Origin of the sequence: Streptococcus cristatus (assembly GCF_008369405.1) — a bacterium.
In the GTDB taxonomy this organism is placed as follows: domain Bacteria; phylum Bacillota; class Bacilli; order Lactobacillales; family Streptococcaceae; genus Streptococcus; species Streptococcus cristatus_G.
On record NZ_VSJJ01000016.1, the window covers coordinates 1 to 18,517 of the forward strand.

Annotated in this window: 15 protein-coding genes, 1 tRNA gene and 2 pseudogenes; 16 read left to right on the plus strand and 2 right to left on the minus strand. The window is 43.2% G+C overall.

Annotated elements, in window-relative coordinates; genetic code table 11:
• Positions 1-74 precede the first annotated feature (74 nt).
• From FXF62_RS10365 to FXF62_RS10415, 10 genes and pseudogenes are all read left to right on the plus strand, one after another.
• Positions 75-148, plus strand: a tRNA-Asn gene (locus FXF62_RS10365).
• Positions 149-316: 168 nt separating this feature from the next.
• Complete coding sequence (locus FXF62_RS10370) at positions 317-760, plus strand: zinc-dependent MarR family transcriptional regulator (protein WP_149518675.1); 444 nt, start codon at positions 317-319, stop codon at positions 758-760.
• A complete protein-coding gene (locus FXF62_RS10375) occupies positions 757-1,467 on the plus strand; it encodes a metal ABC transporter ATP-binding protein (RefSeq protein ID WP_149518676.1) in 711 nt (236 codons plus the stop codon). Before FXF62_RS10370 ends, FXF62_RS10375 begins: the two co-directional genes overlap by 4 nt.
• Positions 1,460-2,266, plus strand: coding sequence for a metal ABC transporter permease (locus tag FXF62_RS10380; RefSeq protein ID WP_045498201.1), 807 nt, complete (start codon positions 1,460-1,462; stop codon positions 2,264-2,266). The genes FXF62_RS10375 and FXF62_RS10380 overlap by 8 nt, the downstream gene beginning before the upstream one ends.
• A 9-nt stretch (positions 2,267-2,275) precedes the next feature.
• Positions 2,276-3,778, plus strand: coding sequence for a zinc ABC transporter substrate-binding protein AdcA (locus FXF62_RS10385; protein WP_149518677.1), 1,503 nt, complete (start codon positions 2,276-2,278; stop codon positions 3,776-3,778).
• A gap of 148 nt (positions 3,779-3,926) precedes the next feature.
• On the plus strand, positions 3,927-4,370 hold the full coding sequence (locus tag FXF62_RS10390) for a CopY/TcrY family copper transport repressor (RefSeq protein ID WP_125383739.1): 444 nt from the start codon (positions 3,927-3,929) through the stop codon (positions 4,368-4,370).
• Positions 4,370-6,631 carry a heavy metal translocating P-type ATPase gene (locus tag FXF62_RS10395; RefSeq protein ID WP_149518678.1) on the plus strand — a complete coding sequence of 754 codons (2,262 nt, stop codon included), beginning with the start codon at positions 4,370-4,372 and terminating at the stop codon, positions 6,629-6,631. The genes FXF62_RS10390 and FXF62_RS10395 overlap by 1 nt, the downstream gene beginning before the upstream one ends.
• Before the next feature lie 4 nt (positions 6,632-6,635).
• Positions 6,636-6,851 (plus strand): heavy-metal-associated domain-containing protein, encoded by a 216-nt coding sequence (locus tag FXF62_RS10400; RefSeq protein WP_149518679.1) that lies wholly within the window; start codon positions 6,636-6,638, stop codon positions 6,849-6,851.
• 68 nt (positions 6,852-6,919) lie between these two features.
• Complete coding sequence (locus FXF62_RS10405; RefSeq protein ID WP_149518680.1) at positions 6,920-7,486, plus strand: DUF6287 domain-containing protein; 567 nt, start codon at positions 6,920-6,922, stop codon at positions 7,484-7,486.
• Between the two features lie 355 nt (positions 7,487-7,841).
• Positions 7,842-9,004: pseudogene (locus FXF62_RS10415) on the plus strand (ABC transporter ATP-binding protein).
• Positions 9,005-9,072: 68 nt separating this feature from the next.
• Here FXF62_RS10415 and FXF62_RS10420 read toward each other — a convergent pair.
• Complete coding sequence (locus FXF62_RS10420; protein ID WP_149518681.1) at positions 9,073-9,921, minus strand: putative RNA methyltransferase; 849 nt, start codon at positions 9,919-9,921, stop codon at positions 9,073-9,075.
• Positions 9,922-10,072: 151 nt separating this feature from the next.
• On the opposite strand from FXF62_RS10420, the gene FXF62_RS10425 reads away from it, so the two are divergent.
• Together FXF62_RS10425 and FXF62_RS10430 are read left to right on the plus strand one after the other, a co-directional pair.
• Positions 10,073-10,351 (plus strand): DUF6110 family protein, encoded by a 279-nt coding sequence (locus FXF62_RS10425; RefSeq protein ID WP_000910909.1) that lies wholly within the window; start codon positions 10,073-10,075, stop codon positions 10,349-10,351.
• A gap of 1 nt (position 10,352) precedes the next feature.
• Positions 10,353-12,416, plus strand: coding sequence for a heavy metal translocating P-type ATPase (locus tag FXF62_RS10430; protein WP_149518682.1), 2,064 nt, complete (start codon positions 10,353-10,355; stop codon positions 12,414-12,416).
• 76 nt (positions 12,417-12,492) lie between these two features.
• Here the strand turns inward: FXF62_RS10430 and tyrS are convergent, their stop codons facing one another.
• Positions 12,493-13,749 (minus strand): tyrosine--tRNA ligase, encoded by a 1,257-nt coding sequence (gene tyrS / locus FXF62_RS10435; RefSeq protein WP_149518683.1) that lies wholly within the window; start codon positions 13,747-13,749, stop codon positions 12,493-12,495.
• A gap of 195 nt (positions 13,750-13,944) precedes the next feature.
• Between tyrS and pbp1b the strand changes: the two genes are divergently transcribed.
• From pbp1b to FXF62_RS11020, 4 genes and pseudogenes are all read left to right on the plus strand, one after another.
• Positions 13,945-16,311 carry a penicillin-binding protein PBP1B gene (gene pbp1b / locus FXF62_RS10440; RefSeq protein WP_187984271.1) on the plus strand — a complete coding sequence of 789 codons (2,367 nt, stop codon included), beginning with the start codon at positions 13,945-13,947 and terminating at the stop codon, positions 16,309-16,311.
• 41 nt (positions 16,312-16,352) lie between these two features.
• A complete protein-coding gene (locus FXF62_RS10445) occupies positions 16,353-16,628 on the plus strand; it encodes a TIGR04197 family type VII secretion effector (RefSeq protein ID WP_149518684.1) in 276 nt (91 codons plus the stop codon).
• Positions 16,628-16,930, plus strand: a complete 303-nt coding sequence (locus tag FXF62_RS10450) for a hypothetical protein (protein ID WP_262881651.1) — start codon at positions 16,628-16,630, stop codon at positions 16,928-16,930. The genes FXF62_RS10445 and FXF62_RS10450 overlap by 1 nt, the downstream gene beginning before the upstream one ends.
• A 43-nt stretch (positions 16,931-16,973) precedes the next feature.
• A pseudogene (locus FXF62_RS11020) lies at positions 16,974-17,698 on the plus strand (ATP-binding protein); the annotation flags it as partial.
• Positions 17,699-18,517: the final 819 nt, after the last annotated feature.

The following is an 18,517-nucleotide window of genomic DNA, read 5'->3' on the forward strand; positions in this document are numbered from 1 at the left end:
AGAAGTTAAGCCCTAGAACGCCGGAAGTAGTTGGGGGTTGCCCCCTGTGAGATATGGTAGTCGCTTAGCTATTATCCGCCATAGCTCAGTTGGTAGTAGCGCATGACTGTTAATCATGATGTCGTAGGTTCGAGTCCTACTGGCGGAGTAAATGATCATATGAGAAAAGAGCAGTTAGCTCTTTTTTCTTTCTCTCTATCGATGCTTTTGCATTGTTTTAGAATCAGAGTGTTACTATAGTTGGAGCTTGACTCTTTTCTTTTTTGTGGTATAATTAACCGGTAAAGTTTCAACCAGTTAAGAAAGGAAGCGAAGAATGGGAGATTTAGCAGAAAAAATTAATCATTTTTTGAATGAGGTTATATTGACAGCTGAGAATCAACATGAAATTTTGGTCGGCTCTTGTACGAGCGATGTGCGGCTAACGAACACGCAGGAACATATTTTGATGCTCTTGTCTCAGGAGTCTTTGACGAATTCTGACTTAGCAAAGAGACTGAATGTTAGTCAGGCTGCTGTGACTAAAGCTGTTAAGACTTTGGTAGAGCAAAAGATGTTGGAAACGTTCAAGGATAAGAAGGATGCTCGTGTGACTTTTTATCGATTGACTGACTTGGCACGACCGATTGCGGAAGAGCATCAACATCATCATGTTCATACTTTGGATACTTACCGGAGATTGGCAGAGCAATTTTCTTCTGATGAGCAAGAAGTGATTGTGAAATTTTTGGATGGTTTGATTGGAGAAATTGGGAAATGAGATATATCACGGTGGAAAATCTGTCCTTTTACTATGACAAGGAACCTGTGTTGGAGCATATACACTATTTTTTGGATAGTGGCGAGTTTGTAACCTTGACGGGGGAGAATGGGGCTGCTAAGACGACACTTGTCAAGGCTAGTCTGGGAATTTTGCAGCCTAAGCATGGTGAGGTTAAGATTTCCAAGACTAATGAACGAGGTAAGAAACTGCGGATTGCTTATCTTCCTCAGCAGATTGCTAGTTTTAATGCTGGTTTTCCTAGTACGGTGTATGAGTTTGTCAAGTCGGGACGTTATCCGCGCAAGGGTTGGTTCCGTCATTTGAATGAGCATGATGAGGAGCATATTAAGGTAAGTCTGGAGTCGGTTGGAATGTGGGAACATCGAGATAAGCGAATTGGTTCTCTCTCTGGCGGGCAAAAGCAGAGGGCTGTGATTGCTCGGATGTTTGCTTCGGATCCGGATATTTTTGTCCTAGATGAGCCGACAACAGGGATGGATGCAGGCAGCAAGGATGAATTTTACAAGCTCATGCACCATAGTGCTCATCAGCATGGGAAAGCTGTCTTGATGATTACGCACGATCCGGAGGAAGTTCGTAAATATGCTGACCGCAACATTCATCTGGTCCGTAATCAGGACTCACCTTGGCGCTGTTTCAATGTGCATGAAAGCGATAATGGACAGGAGGTGAGTCATGCTTAATTTATTTTCCTATGATTTTATGCAGCGAGCCTTTCTGGCAGTTATTGCTATGAGTCTTTTTTCGCCGATTTTGGGGACTTTCTTGATTTTACGTCGGCAGAGTCTTATGAGTGACACGCTTAGTCACGTTTCACTGGCGGGTGTGGCTTTTGGCTTGGTTCTAGGTTTGTCACCGACCTTCACAACGGTGGTGGTGGTTATAATCGCAGCAGTCTTCTTAGAGTATCTGCGGACTATCTATAAGAATTTCATGGAAATCGGGACAGCCATTCTCATGTCAACTGGCTTAGCCATTTCCTTGATTGTTATGAGTAAGGGCAAGAGTTCTAGCTCGATGAGTCTGGACCAGTATCTATTTGGCTCCATTGTGACTATCAGTAGGGAGCAGGTAATTTCTCTCTTTGTTATTGCTGCTGTGGTGCTCGTCTTGACCTTCCTCTTCATTCGCCCCATGTACATCTTGACCTTTGATGAGGATACGGCCTTTGTGGATGGGCTACCTGTGCGGACCATGTCTATTCTCTTTAATATCGTGACGGGTGTTGCGATTGCCCTCATGATTCCGGCTGCGGGAGCCTTGCTTGTTTCGACCATTATGGTCTTGCCAGCCAGTATTGCGTTGCGGATTGGGAAAAATTTCAAGTCGGTTATTTTGCTGGCAAATGCCATTGGTTTCTTTGGTATGATTGCTGGACTTTATATTTCTTACTATGCAGAGACGCCAGCTAGCGCTAGCATTACGATTATTTTCGTCAGCTTGTTCTTGCTGGTCAATCTGGTCAAAAAATTTATGAAATAGGAGCAGAAAATGAAAAAAATTAGCTTACTATTAGCGGGTTTACTGAGTATTTTCTTAGTAGCTTGTTCCAATCAAAAAAATGCAGATGGCAAGCTCAATATTGTCACGACTTTTTATCCGGTTTATGAGTTTACTAAGCAGGTGGCTGGAGATGAGGCCAATGTTGAACTTCTAATCGGGGCCGGTACAGAGCCGCATGATTATGAGCCTTCAGCTAAGGCAGTTGCGACTATTCAGGATGCAGATGCCTTTGTCTATGAAAATGAAAATATGGAGACTTGGGTTCCGGATTTGCTAAAAACCTTGAAAAATAAGGAAGAAAAGGTTATCAAGGCGACTGGAAATATGCTTCTGCTGCCTGGTGGTGAAGAGGAAGAAGACCACGACCATGGTGAAGAGGGGCATCATCATGAGTACGACCCTCACGTTTGGCTGTCTCCGAAGCGGGCTATTAAAATGGTGGAACACATCCGAGATAGTCTGAGCAAAGCTTATCCTGAAAAGAAAGCTGCTTTTGAGAAAAATGCTGCAGCTTATATCAAGAAGCTGGAAGCCTTGGATAAGGAATATGAAGATGGTTTAGCCAACGCTAAGCAAAAGAGTTTTGTCACTCAGCACGCAGCCTTTAACTATCTGGCACTGGACTATGGCTTGAAGCAGGTGCCAATTTCTGGACTTTCACCAGATAGCGAGCCATCCGCTTCACGCTTGGCTGAATTGACCGAGTATATCAAGAAAAATAAAATCAAGTATATTTACTTTGAAGAGAATGCTTCCCAGGCTTTGGCTTCTACTCTGGCTAAGGAAACGGGAGTAGAACTTGATGTCTTGAATCCACTGGAAAGCTTGACAGAAAAGCAGACCAAGGACGGAGCAGACTATATTTCAATCATGCAGGCCAATCTAAAGGCTCTCAAGAAAACGACGGACCAAGAGGGAGCGGAGATTGCAGCTGAGAAAGAAGAAGACGATAAGACAGTCCAAAACGGCTACTTTGAAGACAGTGCCGTCAAGGATCGGACCTTGTCTGACTATGCTGGCGAGTGGCAGTCTGTTTACCCTTATCTGAAGGATGGTACCTTTGACCAAGTCTTTGACTACAAGGCTAAGCTGACTGGAAAAATGACGGCAGCTGAATACAAGGACTACTATGATAAGGGCTATAAGACAGATGTTTCCAATATCAATATCACAGACAAGACCATGGAATTTGTGGTAGATGGAAAATCCAAGAAGTATACTTATAAATACGTTGGTAAGCATACTCTGACTTACTCTAAGGGAAATCGTGGAGTTCGCTTTATGTTTGAAGCGACAGATGCGGATGCTGGGGAGTACAAGTATGTTCAGTTTAGCGACCACAACATTGCACCGACCAAGGCAGCTCATTTCCATATCTTCTATGGCGGCGAAAGCCAGGAAGCACTCTTTGATGAGCTGGAAAACTGGCCAACATATTATCCAAGTAAATTGACAGGTCAAGAAATTGCCCAAGAGATGTTGGCGCATTAATATGGACAAACTTGAGAAGACGGGACTATCCCGCCTTCTTTTTTCTATATCGGAAAATGATGATAAAAATACTTGACAAATAACGATTACAGATGTAAACTAATGTAGAATTGAATTACAAATGTAAACAACGAGGAAGTGTTAGACAATGGAACAGCAAAATATGAGCCAAGCAGAATGGCAAGTGATGCGTGTGCTATGGGCTTATCCACACAGTCGCAGTACAGAGATTATAGCGCGTTTGGAAGCCGATTTTTCCTGGAAGCCGGCAACAATCAAGACTCTTTTGAATCGTCTGAAAACTAAAGAATTTATCGCTATGGAAAAAATCGAGGGTAAGTTTTACTATGATGCTCGGATTTTAGAAGCGGACCATCTGGAAAGTACTTGGCAGGCTCTTTTTGATAATATATGCAACACTAAACATGGAGACCTTTTGATTTCGATGATTGAGAGAAGTCAGTTCAGTCAAAGGGACTTGGAGCGGCTTAGCCAAGTCATTGATAAGAAAAGAGCCTCGGCTCCTTTGGAAATTAAATGTCACTGCCCACAAGGCCAATGTCGTTGCGGTCACGGAAAGGAGACGCATTGATGAGCGAGAAGAAAGAATACAAGCTCTCAGGCATGACCTGTGCTGCCTGTGCTATGACGGTGGAGATGGCGGTCAAGGACTTAGAAACGGTCGAGGATGTCAGTGTCAATCTGGCGACAGAACGTCTCAGTTTGCTTCCTAAAGAGGGATTTGACAGCCAGCAAGTGCTGGATGCTGTAGCCGAGGCTGGTTATCAAGCAGAAGAAAAAGGGAAAGACAGACCGTCTGATGTGAGTGAAGAGGCTGCAATGAAAGCGCAGGAATTGCAAAAAAAGAAACAGCAATTACTGATTCTTTTGCTTACGGCTCTGCCTTTGCTTTATATCTCTATGGGCAGTATGGTCGGTCTTCCTCTGCCTAGCTTCTTGGACCATATGAAGCATCCTTTGGTTTTCGTTCTGTCACAACTGTTTTTGACTCTGCCTGCTGTGTGGATTGGGCGTGGCTTTTATCAGAGAGGATTTCGCAATCTTATCAAGCGACATCCTAATATGGATAGTTTGATTGCGGTGGGGACTAGTGCAGCGTTTCTCTACAGTCTCTACTCGGTCAGTCAGGTTTTTCTTGGTCATCATGCCTTTATTCATCAGCTCTATTTTGAGTCTGTTGCAGTGATTATTGCCTTAGTTCTTCTGGGCAAATATCTGGAAAGTTCAGCTAAGGGGAGAACGTCTCAGGCGATTCAGTCTCTTCTTGAGCTAGTGCCTAGCCAGGCGACAGTGATTCGTTATGGTGAGGCTGTGATGATTGATACAGAGGATATCCGAGTTGGAGATATCATCCGTATCAAGCCAGGGGAGCGTATGCCTGTAGATGGCCTTGTGACGGAGGGGCAGACCTTTGTGGATGAGTCTATGATGACTGGTGAAAGTGTCCCGATTGAAAAGAAGGTCGGCGATACCATTACCAGTGCAACAATCAATCAAAATGGTAGTATTGACTATCAAGCAACTAGGGTAGGTTCGGATACGACCTTAGCCCAGATTGTTAGCTTGGTGGAAGAAGCGCAGGGGTCTAAGGCACCGATTGCGGCCTTGGCCGATAAGATTTCGCTTTATTTTGTCCCAATCGTGCTGAGCTTAGCTACTTTGTCTGCGCTGTGCTGGTATTTTCTAGCTGGTGAGAGCCTTAGCTTTTCCCTGTCAATCTTTATTGCAGTTCTGGTCATTGCCTGCCCTTGTGCGCTAGGATTAGCCACTCCGACAGCCATCATGGTTGGGACTGGCAAAGGGGCTGAAAATGGAATTCTGATTAAGTCTGGTCAAGCTTTGGAAGCGGCTTATCAGCTGGATACTATTGTTCTTGATAAGACGGGGACGATTACAGTTGGTAAGACTAGTCTGACAGATCTGTTGCCCTTGGGTGATTTGAATCGGTCCGACTTGTTGCAGCTAATAGCTAGCGCTGAGCAGCATTCTGAGCACCCTTTGGTTCAGGCTATTTTGGCAGCTGCTGAAGAGGAGGGGCTTGACTTACTGCCTGTCAGTCATTTTGAGGCCATTGTTGGCCGAGGATTGGCTGCTCAGGTTGAAGGTAAGCATCTTCTGGTCGGAAATGAGTCCCTGATGAAAGAAAAGAACATTGACAGCAGTGCTTTTCAAGAACAGTTGTTAGAGCTATCCCAGGAAGGAAAAACAGCCATGTTTGTCGCAATAGATGGACAGCTGTCTGGTATTTTAGCGGTAGCAGATGAGATGAAATCTAGTAGCCTGTCGGCTGTGCAGGAGCTTCAGTCTATGGGGCTAGAAGTCATCATGCTGACAGGAGATCGTGAAGAAACCGCGACAGCTATTGCCCAGAAAGCTGGAATCCAAAAAGTTATTGCAGGTGTATTGCCAGATGGTAAGGCAACTGCTATCAAGAACTTACAGGAAGCTGGGAAAAAACTAGCCATGGTCGGAGACGGTATCAATGATGCGCCGGCTCTGGTTCAGGCAGATGTTGGGATTGCCATCGGTTCAGGCGCAGATGTAGCTATTGAGTCGGCAGACGTAGTGCTCATGCATAGTGATTTGCAGGATGTGGTCAAGGCTATCAAGCTCAGTCAGGCGACCATCCGCAATATCAAGGAAAATCTCTTCTGGGCCTTTGCCTACAATACACTAGGTATTCCGATTGCTATGGGGCTATTGCATCTTTTTGGCGGTCCCTTGCTCAATCCGATGCTGGCTGGTCTGGCCATGAGCTTGAGCTCAGTGTCAGTTGTGGCCAATGCTCTGCGTCTAGGACGCTTTAAAATGAAGGAATATACGGAGGAATGAATCTATGAAACAAACAGTTCAATTAGAAAACTTATCTTGCCAAAATTGTGTCAAACACGTCACCAAGCATTTCCTGTCTATGGAAGATGTGTCAGATGTGACAGTAGATCTGGACAAGCAGACTGCAGAAATTATTACAGAGAGACCCCTGACTGTAGAGGACTATCAGGCGGCTTTGAGCAAAACCATTTATAAGGTCTTAGGGGTGCAGGATAACTGAGCTAACTTGTAAAATAGGCCGAAAAAGTCTATAATATTAGTAATCATTTAATGGATAAGGAGAAAGCCATGAAGCAGAAAATAGTCTATCCTTTGTTATGTTGCCTCGCTCTATCGACTTTGGCGGCCTGCTCTAGCAAGGAAGTCAATTCTACTCAGACGAGTTCGAGTACTACTCAGGAAACTTCTCAAGTAGCTTCCAGCCAGAAGGTTACAGAGTCGTCGTCTTCTTCTGCTGCAAGCAGTCAAAGCTCAGCGGAAGCTAGTTCGGAAAAGGCGCAAGAGGAGAAAAAAGCAATGGATATTTCGGCCTTGGTTAATGGAGACTACTCCAGTGTAAAAGGAACCTGGCAAAATACTGCTGGTCATCAGCTAGTGTTCAATGACAAAGGACTGGTTTCCGATAGCTATGAGCTGTACGGAGCATCTCTGACAGACTATGGCACTGCTGCTGGCGGTGTGTACGGTGGTGAGACCGGTGGTTTCTTGCTAGAGTTTATTCCAAAAGGTATCAAGCTTGCAGACAGAGAGAACTTTCAAGATAACTCAGATGCCAGCCAAGATCGTCTGTGGACGGGCGTCGGGCTGAATAGCTTTGATGAACAAGGTCAATTTTACTACCGTGTCAATGACTAGTCCTGTAGAGAGTGGGCCAGAAATCGGTAATTCGTTAGAATTCGATTTCGTCGTCCCACCTCCGCACAGTTGAGTAGGGCTGTAAAAGCTGATGAAATCAGCCTAGTAGAGCCCACTCAACCACTGCGTCTTGCTCGACAATCCAAAGACAATTGAGAGGCTAGGACTTTTGTCTCAGCCTCTCTTTTTTTATTTTGAAAGAAGGATTTTTCAAGAAATGATAAAAAATTGTGCAAACGTTTGAATAAATGCTTGAAATAATGATTAAAAAAGGATATAATATTTTTATGAAAGCGCTTTGAAACTTTTAGGGGCTTCAAGGGCAACTATTTTCACATAAAGTAAAGGGGAACTTATGGTTGAGTTAAATCTGAAAAATATTTATAAAAAGTATCCAAACAGTGAGCACTATTCTGTTGAAGACTTTAATTTGGACATCAAGGACAAGGAGTTTATCGTTTTCGTTGGTCCGTCAGGATGTGGGAAATCTACAACGCTGCGTATGNAGGATGTGGGAAATCTACAACGCTGCGTATGATTGCGGGTCTTGAGGATATCACAGAAGGAACAGCGTCAATTGACGGTAAAGTGGTCAATGACGTGGCACCGAAAGATCGTGATATCGCTATGGTCTTCCAGAACTATGCCCTCTATCCACACATGACAGTCTATGACAACATGGCCTTCGGGCTGAAACTGCGCAAGTACAGCAAGGAAGATATTGACAAACGGGTGCAAGAAGCGGCTGAAATTCTTGGTTTGAAGGAATTCTTGGAGCGTAAACCAGCAGACCTTTCTGGTGGTCAACGTCAGCGGGTTGCCATGGGTCGTGCCATCGTGCGTGATGCAAAGGTTTTCCTAATGGACGAGCCTTTGTCAAACTTGGATGCGAAGTTGCGTGTGTCCATGCGTGCTGAGATTGCCAAAATTCATCGCCGTATCGGAGCAACAACCATCTACGTTACCCACGACCAGACAGAAGCCATGACACTTGCAGACCGGATTGTTATCATGTCAGCAACCAAGAACCCTGCTGGAACTGGAACCATTGGTCGAGTAGAGCAGATCGGTAGTCCACAGGAAGTTTACAGAAATCCAGTCAACAAGTTTGTGGCAGGCTTCATTGGTAGCCCAGCGATGAACTTTATCAATGTGACACTTGAGGGAAATCAAATTGTTGCCGATGGCTTGCGTTTAACCGTGCCGGAAGGAGCATTGAAGGTGCTGCGTGAGAAAGGTTATGACGGAAAGAAGCTGATCTTTGGTATTCGTCCAGAAGATATCAATACAGAAGCTGCTTTCTTGGAGACCTTCCCAGATTCTGTGGTTCATGCGACCATTTCTGTATCTGAGCTTTTGGGTTCTGAGTCTCACCTTTACTGTCAAGTTGGCGACAGCGAGTTCATCGCACGTGTAGATGCACGTGACCACTTGGAGACAGGTGCTGGAATTGACCTTGGCTTCGACTTGAACAAGGCGCATTTCTTTGATTTTGAAACAGAGAAAACAGTTTATTAAAATATGAGTTTAAAAAAGATAGTCAGCAAGCCAAACGGAATGCATTTGGTCTGCGGACTATCTTTTCTTTATTTTGCTTTTCCGATAAGAATGGTGGCGGCAATGGTCACTTGGGTGAGGTCAGTCCAGTCGATCTGATCTTGCTCGACATGAAAGAGCAGCGGTGTCATTGCTAAAAGAGCTGTTCGGCTTTCGGCAGTCAAGGATTGGCTGGACTCGACAGTAATCTCGGAGATTATATCGAAGTGCTCTTGGAAATGCTGGATGACTTCTTGGTTAGAGTAATCCTTGTTGCTAAGTTGTCTAGCGGCTTTTTGGCGAATTTCCTGAAGGTGGTGCTCGGTGGGGATGACCTTGATGAGGAGGGCATTGTCAGACATGACTCTCCGAAATTCCTGATAATTGGCTGGAGAAAAGATATCTAAAATGATGTCCATGCTGGCATCTTGTAGCGGTAGCTTAGCCAAATCACCGACGAACCAATTGACTGCGAAACTGCTGTCGCTCTTGGCTGCCAACTGGATAGAATCTTTTGAAATATCGAAGGCATAGAAGGTTTTTTTGGAATGGATTTTTTGGAGTTTGCGAGAGTAGAATCCCTCGCCACAGCCAATATCTAAGACTGTTTTGGCAGTTTCTGAGCTAGCAAGTAAGTTCGATACCGCTTCTAAGATAGCTTGGTAGAATCCCGCTTCTAAAATCAACTGCCGATTTTGAAAACTGGCCTTATCGTAGTCTTTGGGCTGCTTGATTTGAGGTGCCAGATTGACATAGCCAAACTTGGCCAAGTCATAAGAATGACGATGTCGGCATTTGAGGCTGTTTTCCATCAGCTGCAGCTCTTCCTTGCAGATGGGACAGGCAAAAGCAGTCGCAGTAGCAAAGCGCTGGAGTTTGGGTTTGAGGTTTTTATTCATAGTTTAAGTGTATCAAAAGAGACAAGTGAAAGCAACTTTAGGAGTAAGTAGATGGGAGATTCAGTAGAAATAAAACTAATTCTCCAATTTATAAAATGAAATTGCTTTTATATCTAAATTTCTATATAATAACGATAAGGAGGAAATAAGTATGTTAAAAGAAGTATTAACCGTTGCAAAAGTTGCGAAAAAATCTTCACTATTTTTGGGTGGTGTCGCATTTGGTACCCTTGGTTTGAAAATCTTAGCAAGTAAGGAAGCTAAAAAAGGTTATTCTAAAGCTTTGGCTAAGGCTTACAAGTTGAAAGATGAGCTAGATGCATCTGTTTCTGTTGTGAAGCAACATGGAGACGATGTTTTGCAAGATGCTAAATATTTGTATGAGCAAGAGAAAAAAGAAGAGCAATTAGATAGCCTTATAGGAGAATAATATGTCTTTTAAAGTGCTATATAGAGGATATCAACATATCCGACTATCATCTTCTTTTTCACTCACCTTGGATATTCAAGACTATCTTCATTCCTTGGCGAGAGATGAGAAGGGAATTGAGTCTATCCAGTTTTACATGGATCAACAGCGCTTTACCCTACGTATAAAAGAAGGCTTCTCTGTATTAGACAATGCAGAAGCCTTTTTAAAAAGAATTGATAAAGGGAAAGTTTCTGAGTTGATGACTCTTCCTGTTCGTAGAGAAGAGAGTGCCTATTCTATCGTTTCAGGTGCAGCGATTAAGCGTGTGCTTTTTCGTAGTCTTGTGCCGTCTCCTATTCGCTATATATGGACTTGTTATCAGGCTTTTGGTTATGTTAAAGAAGCCTATCAAACACTAGCGCGTAAGGAACTAACGATGGAAGTCTTGGACTGTTCGGCTATTTTATTGTCTTTGTTTATGAACCAATCCAAGACTGCCAGCAACATCATGTTTATGCTTGATTTGGGGAATCATTTAGATCAGTGGTCCTTGAAAAAAACTGCAACAGATTTAGAACAGAGTCTTCTTGCAAAAGAGAGCGATGTATTCTTAGTACAGGGCGATACGGTCGTTAGTATCAAGAGTTCCGATGTTCAAATAGGAGATGTCTTGGTCCTATCTCAAGGAAATGAAATTCTGTTTGATGGACAAGTAGTTTCAGGTTTAGGTATGGTCAACGAAAGTTCCTTGACGGGAGAGAGTTTTCCAGTTGAAAAAAGAGAGTCTGATTTGGTTTGTGCAAACACAGTCTTGGAGACTGGGGAGCTACGCATTCGTGTAACCGATAATCAGATGAACAGCCGTATTTTACAGCTGATTGAGTTGATGAAGAAATCTGAAGAAAACAAGAAAACTAAACAACGCTATTTCATCAAGATGGCAGATAAGGTCGTCAAATATAATTTCTTGGGGGCTGGTCTGACTTACCTATTAACAGGTTCTTTTTCTAAGTCTATTTCTTTCCTATTGGTCGATTTCTCCTGCGCTTTGAAAATCTCTACTCCTGTAGCTTATTTGACAGCTATCAAGGAGGGGTTGAACCGTGAAATGGTGATTAAGGATGGAGATGTTCTAGAGAAATATCTGGAAGTTGATACTTTCTTGTTTGATAAGACAGGAACAATCACAACTAGCTATCCTATAGTTGAAAAGGTGTTACCTTTTGGGGATTATAGCGAGGAAGATATTCTCAGAATCAGTGCCTGTCTTGAGGAACACATTTATCATCCTATTGCTAATGCCATTGTCAAGCAAGCTGAGATAGAGGGAATTGAACATGAGGAAATGCATGGGAAACTCCAATATATTGCAAGCAAGGGAATTAAATCACATATTGATGGCCAACTAGTTGTTATTGGGAATTATGTCTTGATGCAGGATGAGCAGATTCATATTAGTTTGGAACAACATGCTTTGATTGAAGAGTACAAGAATCACTACAATCTCTTATTCTTAGCCTACCAGAATGAATTGATTGGAATGTTCTGTATCCATACTCCTTTGAGAAAAGAAGCTAAGGCAGCCTTGGAGAAACTTAAGGAACAAGGGAAAAAATTGATTCTGGCAACAGGGGACACCCTAGTTAGGACAGAGGAATTAGTCAAAGATTTGCCGTTTGATCAGGTCTATACAGACTTGAAACCTGATGGGAAATTTGAGTTAGTAGAGGAACTGCAGAAAGCAGGTCGTACTATTTTGATGGTTGGAGATGGGTTGAATGACTCAGCGGCTCTAACCCTATCAGATATCGGTGTGGTGATGAATGAGAGCGCAGATATTTCTAAGCAGATGAGTGATATCTTATTGTTAGATAATCGCTTGGATTTCTTCCAAGAGTTGGATTCGCTATCATCATCTTTGCAAATACTCATCAAGAAGAATATTCAAGATACCATTGTCGTAAATAGTAGTTTGATTGGCTTTGGCTTGTTTAATTGGCTCAGTCCTTCAAATCTCTCTATCTTACATAATCTAACAACCTTACGCATTGTCCTACGCAGTCTGTCTATTAAGGCTAGATAGGTGTGGTTATCAACAACAAAAAGGAGTTACCTTACTCGAGGTTAACTCCTTTGTTTATAGATAAATGTTGAATGTTTTAGTATGTAAGGACGAAGTATTTCTTCTTACCGCGGCGGATAACAGTCAGTTCGTTTTCAAGCTTATCTGCATCACTCAAGACATAGTCAAGGTCTTGGATACGGTCGCCATTGACATAGATGGCCCCATTTTGGACGTCTTCGCGGGCTTGGCGTTTTGATTTGACCACGCCAGATGTTACGAGGATTTCCACGATGTTGAGGTCTTCGTCAGCTTGTACTTGGTAGTTTGGCACGCCACGAAGTCCTTGTTTGAGTTCTTTGACAGAAAGGTTTTTGATGTTTCCAGCAAAGAGTTGCTCTGTAATTTTGAGGGCTTCCTTGTAGGCTTCTTCACCGTGGACAAGAGTCACGACTTCACGAGCGAGGATTTTTTGAGCCAAGCGTTCGTGTGGAGCTGCTTCAAACTGTTTGCGGATGGCTTCAATCTCATCCAGTGACAAGAAGGTAAAGATCTTCAAGAAGCGAACAGCGTCAGCGTCCATGACGTTCATCCAGAATTGGTACATTTCGTATGGAGAAGTCTTGTCGGCATTGAGCCAAACTGCGTTTCCTTCTGATTTACCAAATTTCTTACCAGTCGCATCAGTGATAAGGGGAACAGTGATAACGTGCCCAGTCTTGTCAGCCTTACGACGAAGCAATTCAGTACCAGCAGTCATATTGCCCCACTGGTCAGAACCACCGATTTGCAGGGTGACGTTATGGTCTTGGTTGAGGACAAAGAAGTCGTAACCTTGCATGATCTGGTAGGCAAACTCAGTGTAAGAAATCCCTGTTTCAATCCGTTTTTTTACGGATTCCTTGCTCATCATGTAGTTGACAGTGAAGTATTTACCGACATCACGGAGGAAGTCAATGAAACTGATGCTGCCAAACCAGTCGTAGTTGTTGACCATGACAGCCTTGTTTTCACCATTTTCAAAGTCAAGAAAGCGAGAAAGTTGTCCTTGGATAGACTGAACCCATCCATCAATGGTTTCCTTGGTTTGCAGGCTACGCTCTGCATCTTTAAAGGATGGGTCGCCAATTAAACCTGTTGCACCACCGACGAGGGCATAAGGCTTGTGCCCAGCTAACTGTAAGCGGCGGCTGGTCAAAATAGCCACCAAGTGACCTAAGTGAAGACTGTCCGCTGTTGGATCGTATCCAGTATAATAAGAGACGTGCCCTTCTTCTAAGGCTTTGCGCAAAGCTTCTTCATCAGTCGTTTGAAAAATCAAACCACGCTCTTGCAGCTCATCAAAAATGTGCATAGTTGTCTCTCCTTTTCTAAGATAGCAAAGATCTTGCCCTTGCTCAAGTATTTTTTTGTTTTATCCCTCTATTGTATCACAAACCCGATAAATAGCAATGAGTAGCCAGAAAATAATTCCCGCAAAAGCGCTAGAATTAGCTCTTTCTTGATATAATCTGCTGATGTTTGCTATAATAGTCGAGAAGGAGAATCTATGTTGAAAGAATTTATAAAAAAGTTAAGGCAGTTTGGTAAGGGGGCACCCTCGCCTGTTACGCAGCCTAAGTCAAAAGGAGAGACATGGTCGGTACTTGATATTGTTTCCGTAATCTTTCGGACAATGAAATTACTCTTAAATGTCGCTTTTGTATTTATCTTTTTTGGAGTGGTATTAGGGGCTGGACTTGGTTTAGGCTACGCAGCCAGTCTTTTTAGTGATGTCTCCGTGCCGAATCAGGAGGAGCTGGTAAGTCAGGTCAATAAGCTTTCTGGGATTTCCAAGCTGACCTATGCCGACGGAGAGTTGATTTCCGAAATTGATAATGATTTGTTGCGGATTCCAGTTGCCAGCGATGCGATTTCTGACAATGTCAAAAATGCCGTCATTGCGACTGAAGATGAAAATTTTGAGATTCACAATGGTGTTGTGCCCAAGGCTGTTCTGCGGGCGACCTTGGGTTCTGTAGTTGGAGTTGGTTCATCCAGCGGGGGATCGACCTTGACTCAGCAGTTGATCAAGCAGCAGGTCGTGGGAGATGCTCCGACCTTCAAGCGGAAGGCGGTCGAGATTGTTGATGCCTTGGCTCTGGAACGCTATATGTCCAAGGATGATATTTTGACCACCTATTTGAATGTGGCACCTTTTGGTCGAAATAATAAGGGGCAAAATATTGCCGGTGTGGAAGAAGCGGCTCAAGGGATTTTTGGTGTATCAGCTAAAGATTTGACTATTCCGCAGGCTGCCTTTATTGCAGGATTGCCTCAGAGTCCGATTGTCTATTCGCCTTATGCCTCTGATGGTAGCATGAAGAGTCCAGATGACATGGCTTTAGGTCTAGAGCGGGCTCGGCATGTTTTGTATAATATGTACCGCACAGGCCGACTGAGCGAGGCCGACTACCAGCAATATAAAGACCATGATCTGACGCAAGATTTTAAGCCGACTGAGAGCCTTCAAAAGAGCTCGCATAGTTACCTCTACCATACAGCCTTTTCAGAAGCGCAGACGGCCATGTATCAGTATTTGATTCAGCGGGACAATGTATCTCAGCAAGAATTAAAAAATAATGCAACGGTTGAAGCCTATCAAGAGTTGGCTCGAAAAGAGCTGAGCGAGGGTGGTTATACGGTCACAACAACCATCAATCATTCGATTCATCAGGCGATGCAGAACGCTGTTGCCAACTATGGTAGTCTCTTGGATGATGGAACAGGAATGGTCGAGGTTGGGAATGTCCTTCAGGACAATAAAACAGGAGCAATCATTGGTTTTGTCGGTGGTAGAGACTATAGTTCTAATCAAAACAACCATGCTTTTGATACGGAAAGATCTCCTGGTTCGACAATTAAGCCGATTTTGGCCTATGGGATCGCCATTGACCAAGGGCTGATGGGAAGTGCGAGCGTGCTTTCTAATTATCCGACGAACTTCTCTAGTGGTGAGCCGATTATGCACGTGGATAGTCGCGGGACAGGCATGATGGACCTGCAGGAAGCCCTCAATACTTCTTGGAATATTCCAGCTTATTGGACCTATCGTGCACTTCGCGAGAAGGGTGTCAATGTCCGAGGTTATATGGAAAAAATGGGCTATCATATTGACAACTATGACATTGAAAGTCTACCAATGGGTGGGGGGATCGAGGTTTCGGTTGCCCAGCACACCAACGGTTTCCAGACCTTGGCTAATAACGGTTCTTATCAAGAAAAGTATATGATTGAAAAGATCACAGCCCCAGACGGCAAGGTGGTTTATGAGCATAAGGCTAAACCAGTTCAGGTTTACTCACCTGCTGCTGCGACGATTATGCAGAACTTGATGCGAGGCGTGCTCAATTCTGGTGCAACTACGACCTTTAAATCAAGAATTAGTCAAGTCAATGGTACCTTGGCAGGGGCAGACTGGATTGGCAAGACAGGTACAACCAACAGCAATGGTGATATGTGGCTCATGCTTTCTACTCCTCGGATGACTCTTGGAGGCTGGATTGGTCATGATGATAATACTTCTATGGCTGCCCTGACAGGCTACAATAATAATGCAGCCTATCTGGCCTATCTGGCCAATGCCATTTATGAGGCGGATCCAGAGGCATGGGGAATCGGAGAGAAGTTCAATCTTGATTCGAGCGTTATCAAGTCTGATGTTCTCAAGTCTACTGGAGAAAGACCGGGAACCGTCACAATCAATGGCCGCTCCATCAATCTAAGCGGTCCGACCGTTCCTAGCTACTGGGCTAAAAATGGCGCTCCAACGACGAGCTATCGCTTTGGTATCGGCGCATCAGATGCGGATTATCAGAAAGCTTGGGGAGCAATCTTGGGTGGTACCACTGGCAACACCAATCGTAATAGCCAATGAGAAATTGCCTAACAATTAGAACGAAAGGTAGGGAATGCTAGATGTCAGGGAAGATTTCTTCAGATACTATCGCAGCAAGTTCCGCAATTAGTGAATTAGTAGGAGTGGATACTTCAGCCTTCAAGAACAATCAAGTTGAATTTGGTTATACAAGTGATATTGCTGGAATGGAAGCTGGTCGTCAAGCCTGCAATCAAATGCTGCAGGCTGTCAGTGATTTCAGCTCGGCCGTCCTGACTCAGGCTAATAAATTTCCAGAAATTGCTGCAAAAATTGAGAAACGCGATATAGAGCAGGCACAACGTTGGAGCAACTGATGATAAAAGATAAAAATCAAGAAAAACGTGAACAATTATATAAGCAAATCATCCAGCTTGAGAATCAAGAAGAAGATCTTTTAGTTATCAAAAAACGTTACGAAGAGAAGGTAATGGATTTTCGTGAAGATATTTGGACGATAAATGCCCAAATAGAAAACTTGATAGATCCCGTATCAGAGACAAGCCATACCAATCGTAAAATATGGGAAGAAAACCAAGCCTTGCAACAAGCAATTGACAGCTACGTAGAGCAAGAGTTGGACAATGTTTCCAAACAAGGAAAGTTCAGCAAAAATTAGATGAAAATCGAGAAAGATTGACGAAAGAAAGGAACTCTTTACCATGGGAGTAAAGTACAGCGCATCGGAGTCTTCACAGCTGATGGAGGCTATGGCTAATAATATTCAAGTGGCCAATGAGGTGACAGACCGATTGTCTCAGGGATGTGACCACCTAATAGCTACTCTAGACTCTGGAGAACTCATGGGAGCAGCCTATACAGCAGGTAAGGGTCTTTTTCAGAGATTATCATTCCTGCCATTAAGAAGCTACAGGCTGCAGTGGACGACATTCAAACGGAGTTAAATTCATATAGGATTGCCGATGCTCAGGTATCAGAGTATGGAAACCTCGATCTGGATCAGCTGAAGAAGACAAAAGAATTGAGAGAGAAACAGCTAGCCTCTATCAAAAAGGCTATTGAAGTTAAAGAATCATTCTTAGAGCGGATGAAGTCTGTTGCTACATTTAATATCGTTTCTCACATGCAGTCTCTGGTGATTCTTTCTAGTGCAGAGTCGCAAATTGAATCACAAATTAAAGAATTGGAAGAGAAGATTGAAAAGCTGGAGTTCTTTGTCGCTCAAGTCTCCCAATATTTCAGTGATAGTCTAGAAGTTCTTCGTCTAGCTATTCAAGGAGCCACACAACTAAGTGAAATCATTGTCGATAGTGATGGCAACTACTATGCGGACGGTGTGGACATGAGTTGGGTCAAGAAGATGACAGAGCGGAAGATTGAGACACATCAGTTGGATAAGAATATCCCAGTGACTAAAGCTGAGAAGGAAAAGAAAGTTATTGTGGATGATTTTGTAAATATATATGGTTTTGATATTGAAACAGCAAATCTCTTATACCAGTTGCAGCAATCAATTCTTGAAAAAGCTGAAACAAAAGGATGGTCTAAAGAGAGAGTAGTTTATGAATTTAACAGATTGGTTGCCTCACCAGTCTATGCTGGGGATACAGGACGTGCAGCATGGTCTGGTTTAGGAGGTGTATTAAAAATTGATAAGTTACGAAAAACATTAAAAGAAGATTATGGGTTCTCTGATTATGAAGCAGGTTTATTTATTGATAGTATTGAAAACCAACAAGGCTCTTCTCCCAGTAAGAAAGATCTTGCTCATGAAGCCATTCAATTATCGACGTTTACAGAACAAGCTTGGGGAGATAGAGACTTATCTACGAATGATGGTAGGAAAGAACTGTTGGCTCACGTACTAAGTACCCTCGGAAATTCTATGACAATAGGTGAACTTCCTATTAATACAGAACGATATGAAAGTTCCTTCAAAGGAGATGTAGATTCAACAAGATATGATGATAATGACTTCACTTCGGATCTAGATGCTATAAATGTTTATGATAGAATATCTAAAATGGTCAGCCTGACAATGTTTTTAAAATACAAGCAAATTATAACAATGAGATTGCTGTAAATGAAACAAATCGAGTTGCCGAGTTTTATAAGACCTTGGGAAATGGTGATAAAGAAAATGGTAGGAACTTCCTAAATTACCTTATTGAAAATAATACAGCAGGTGGACAATTTATCAAGCACGGGAAAAGATGGGATTTCTTATGGAAACCAGATACGGATG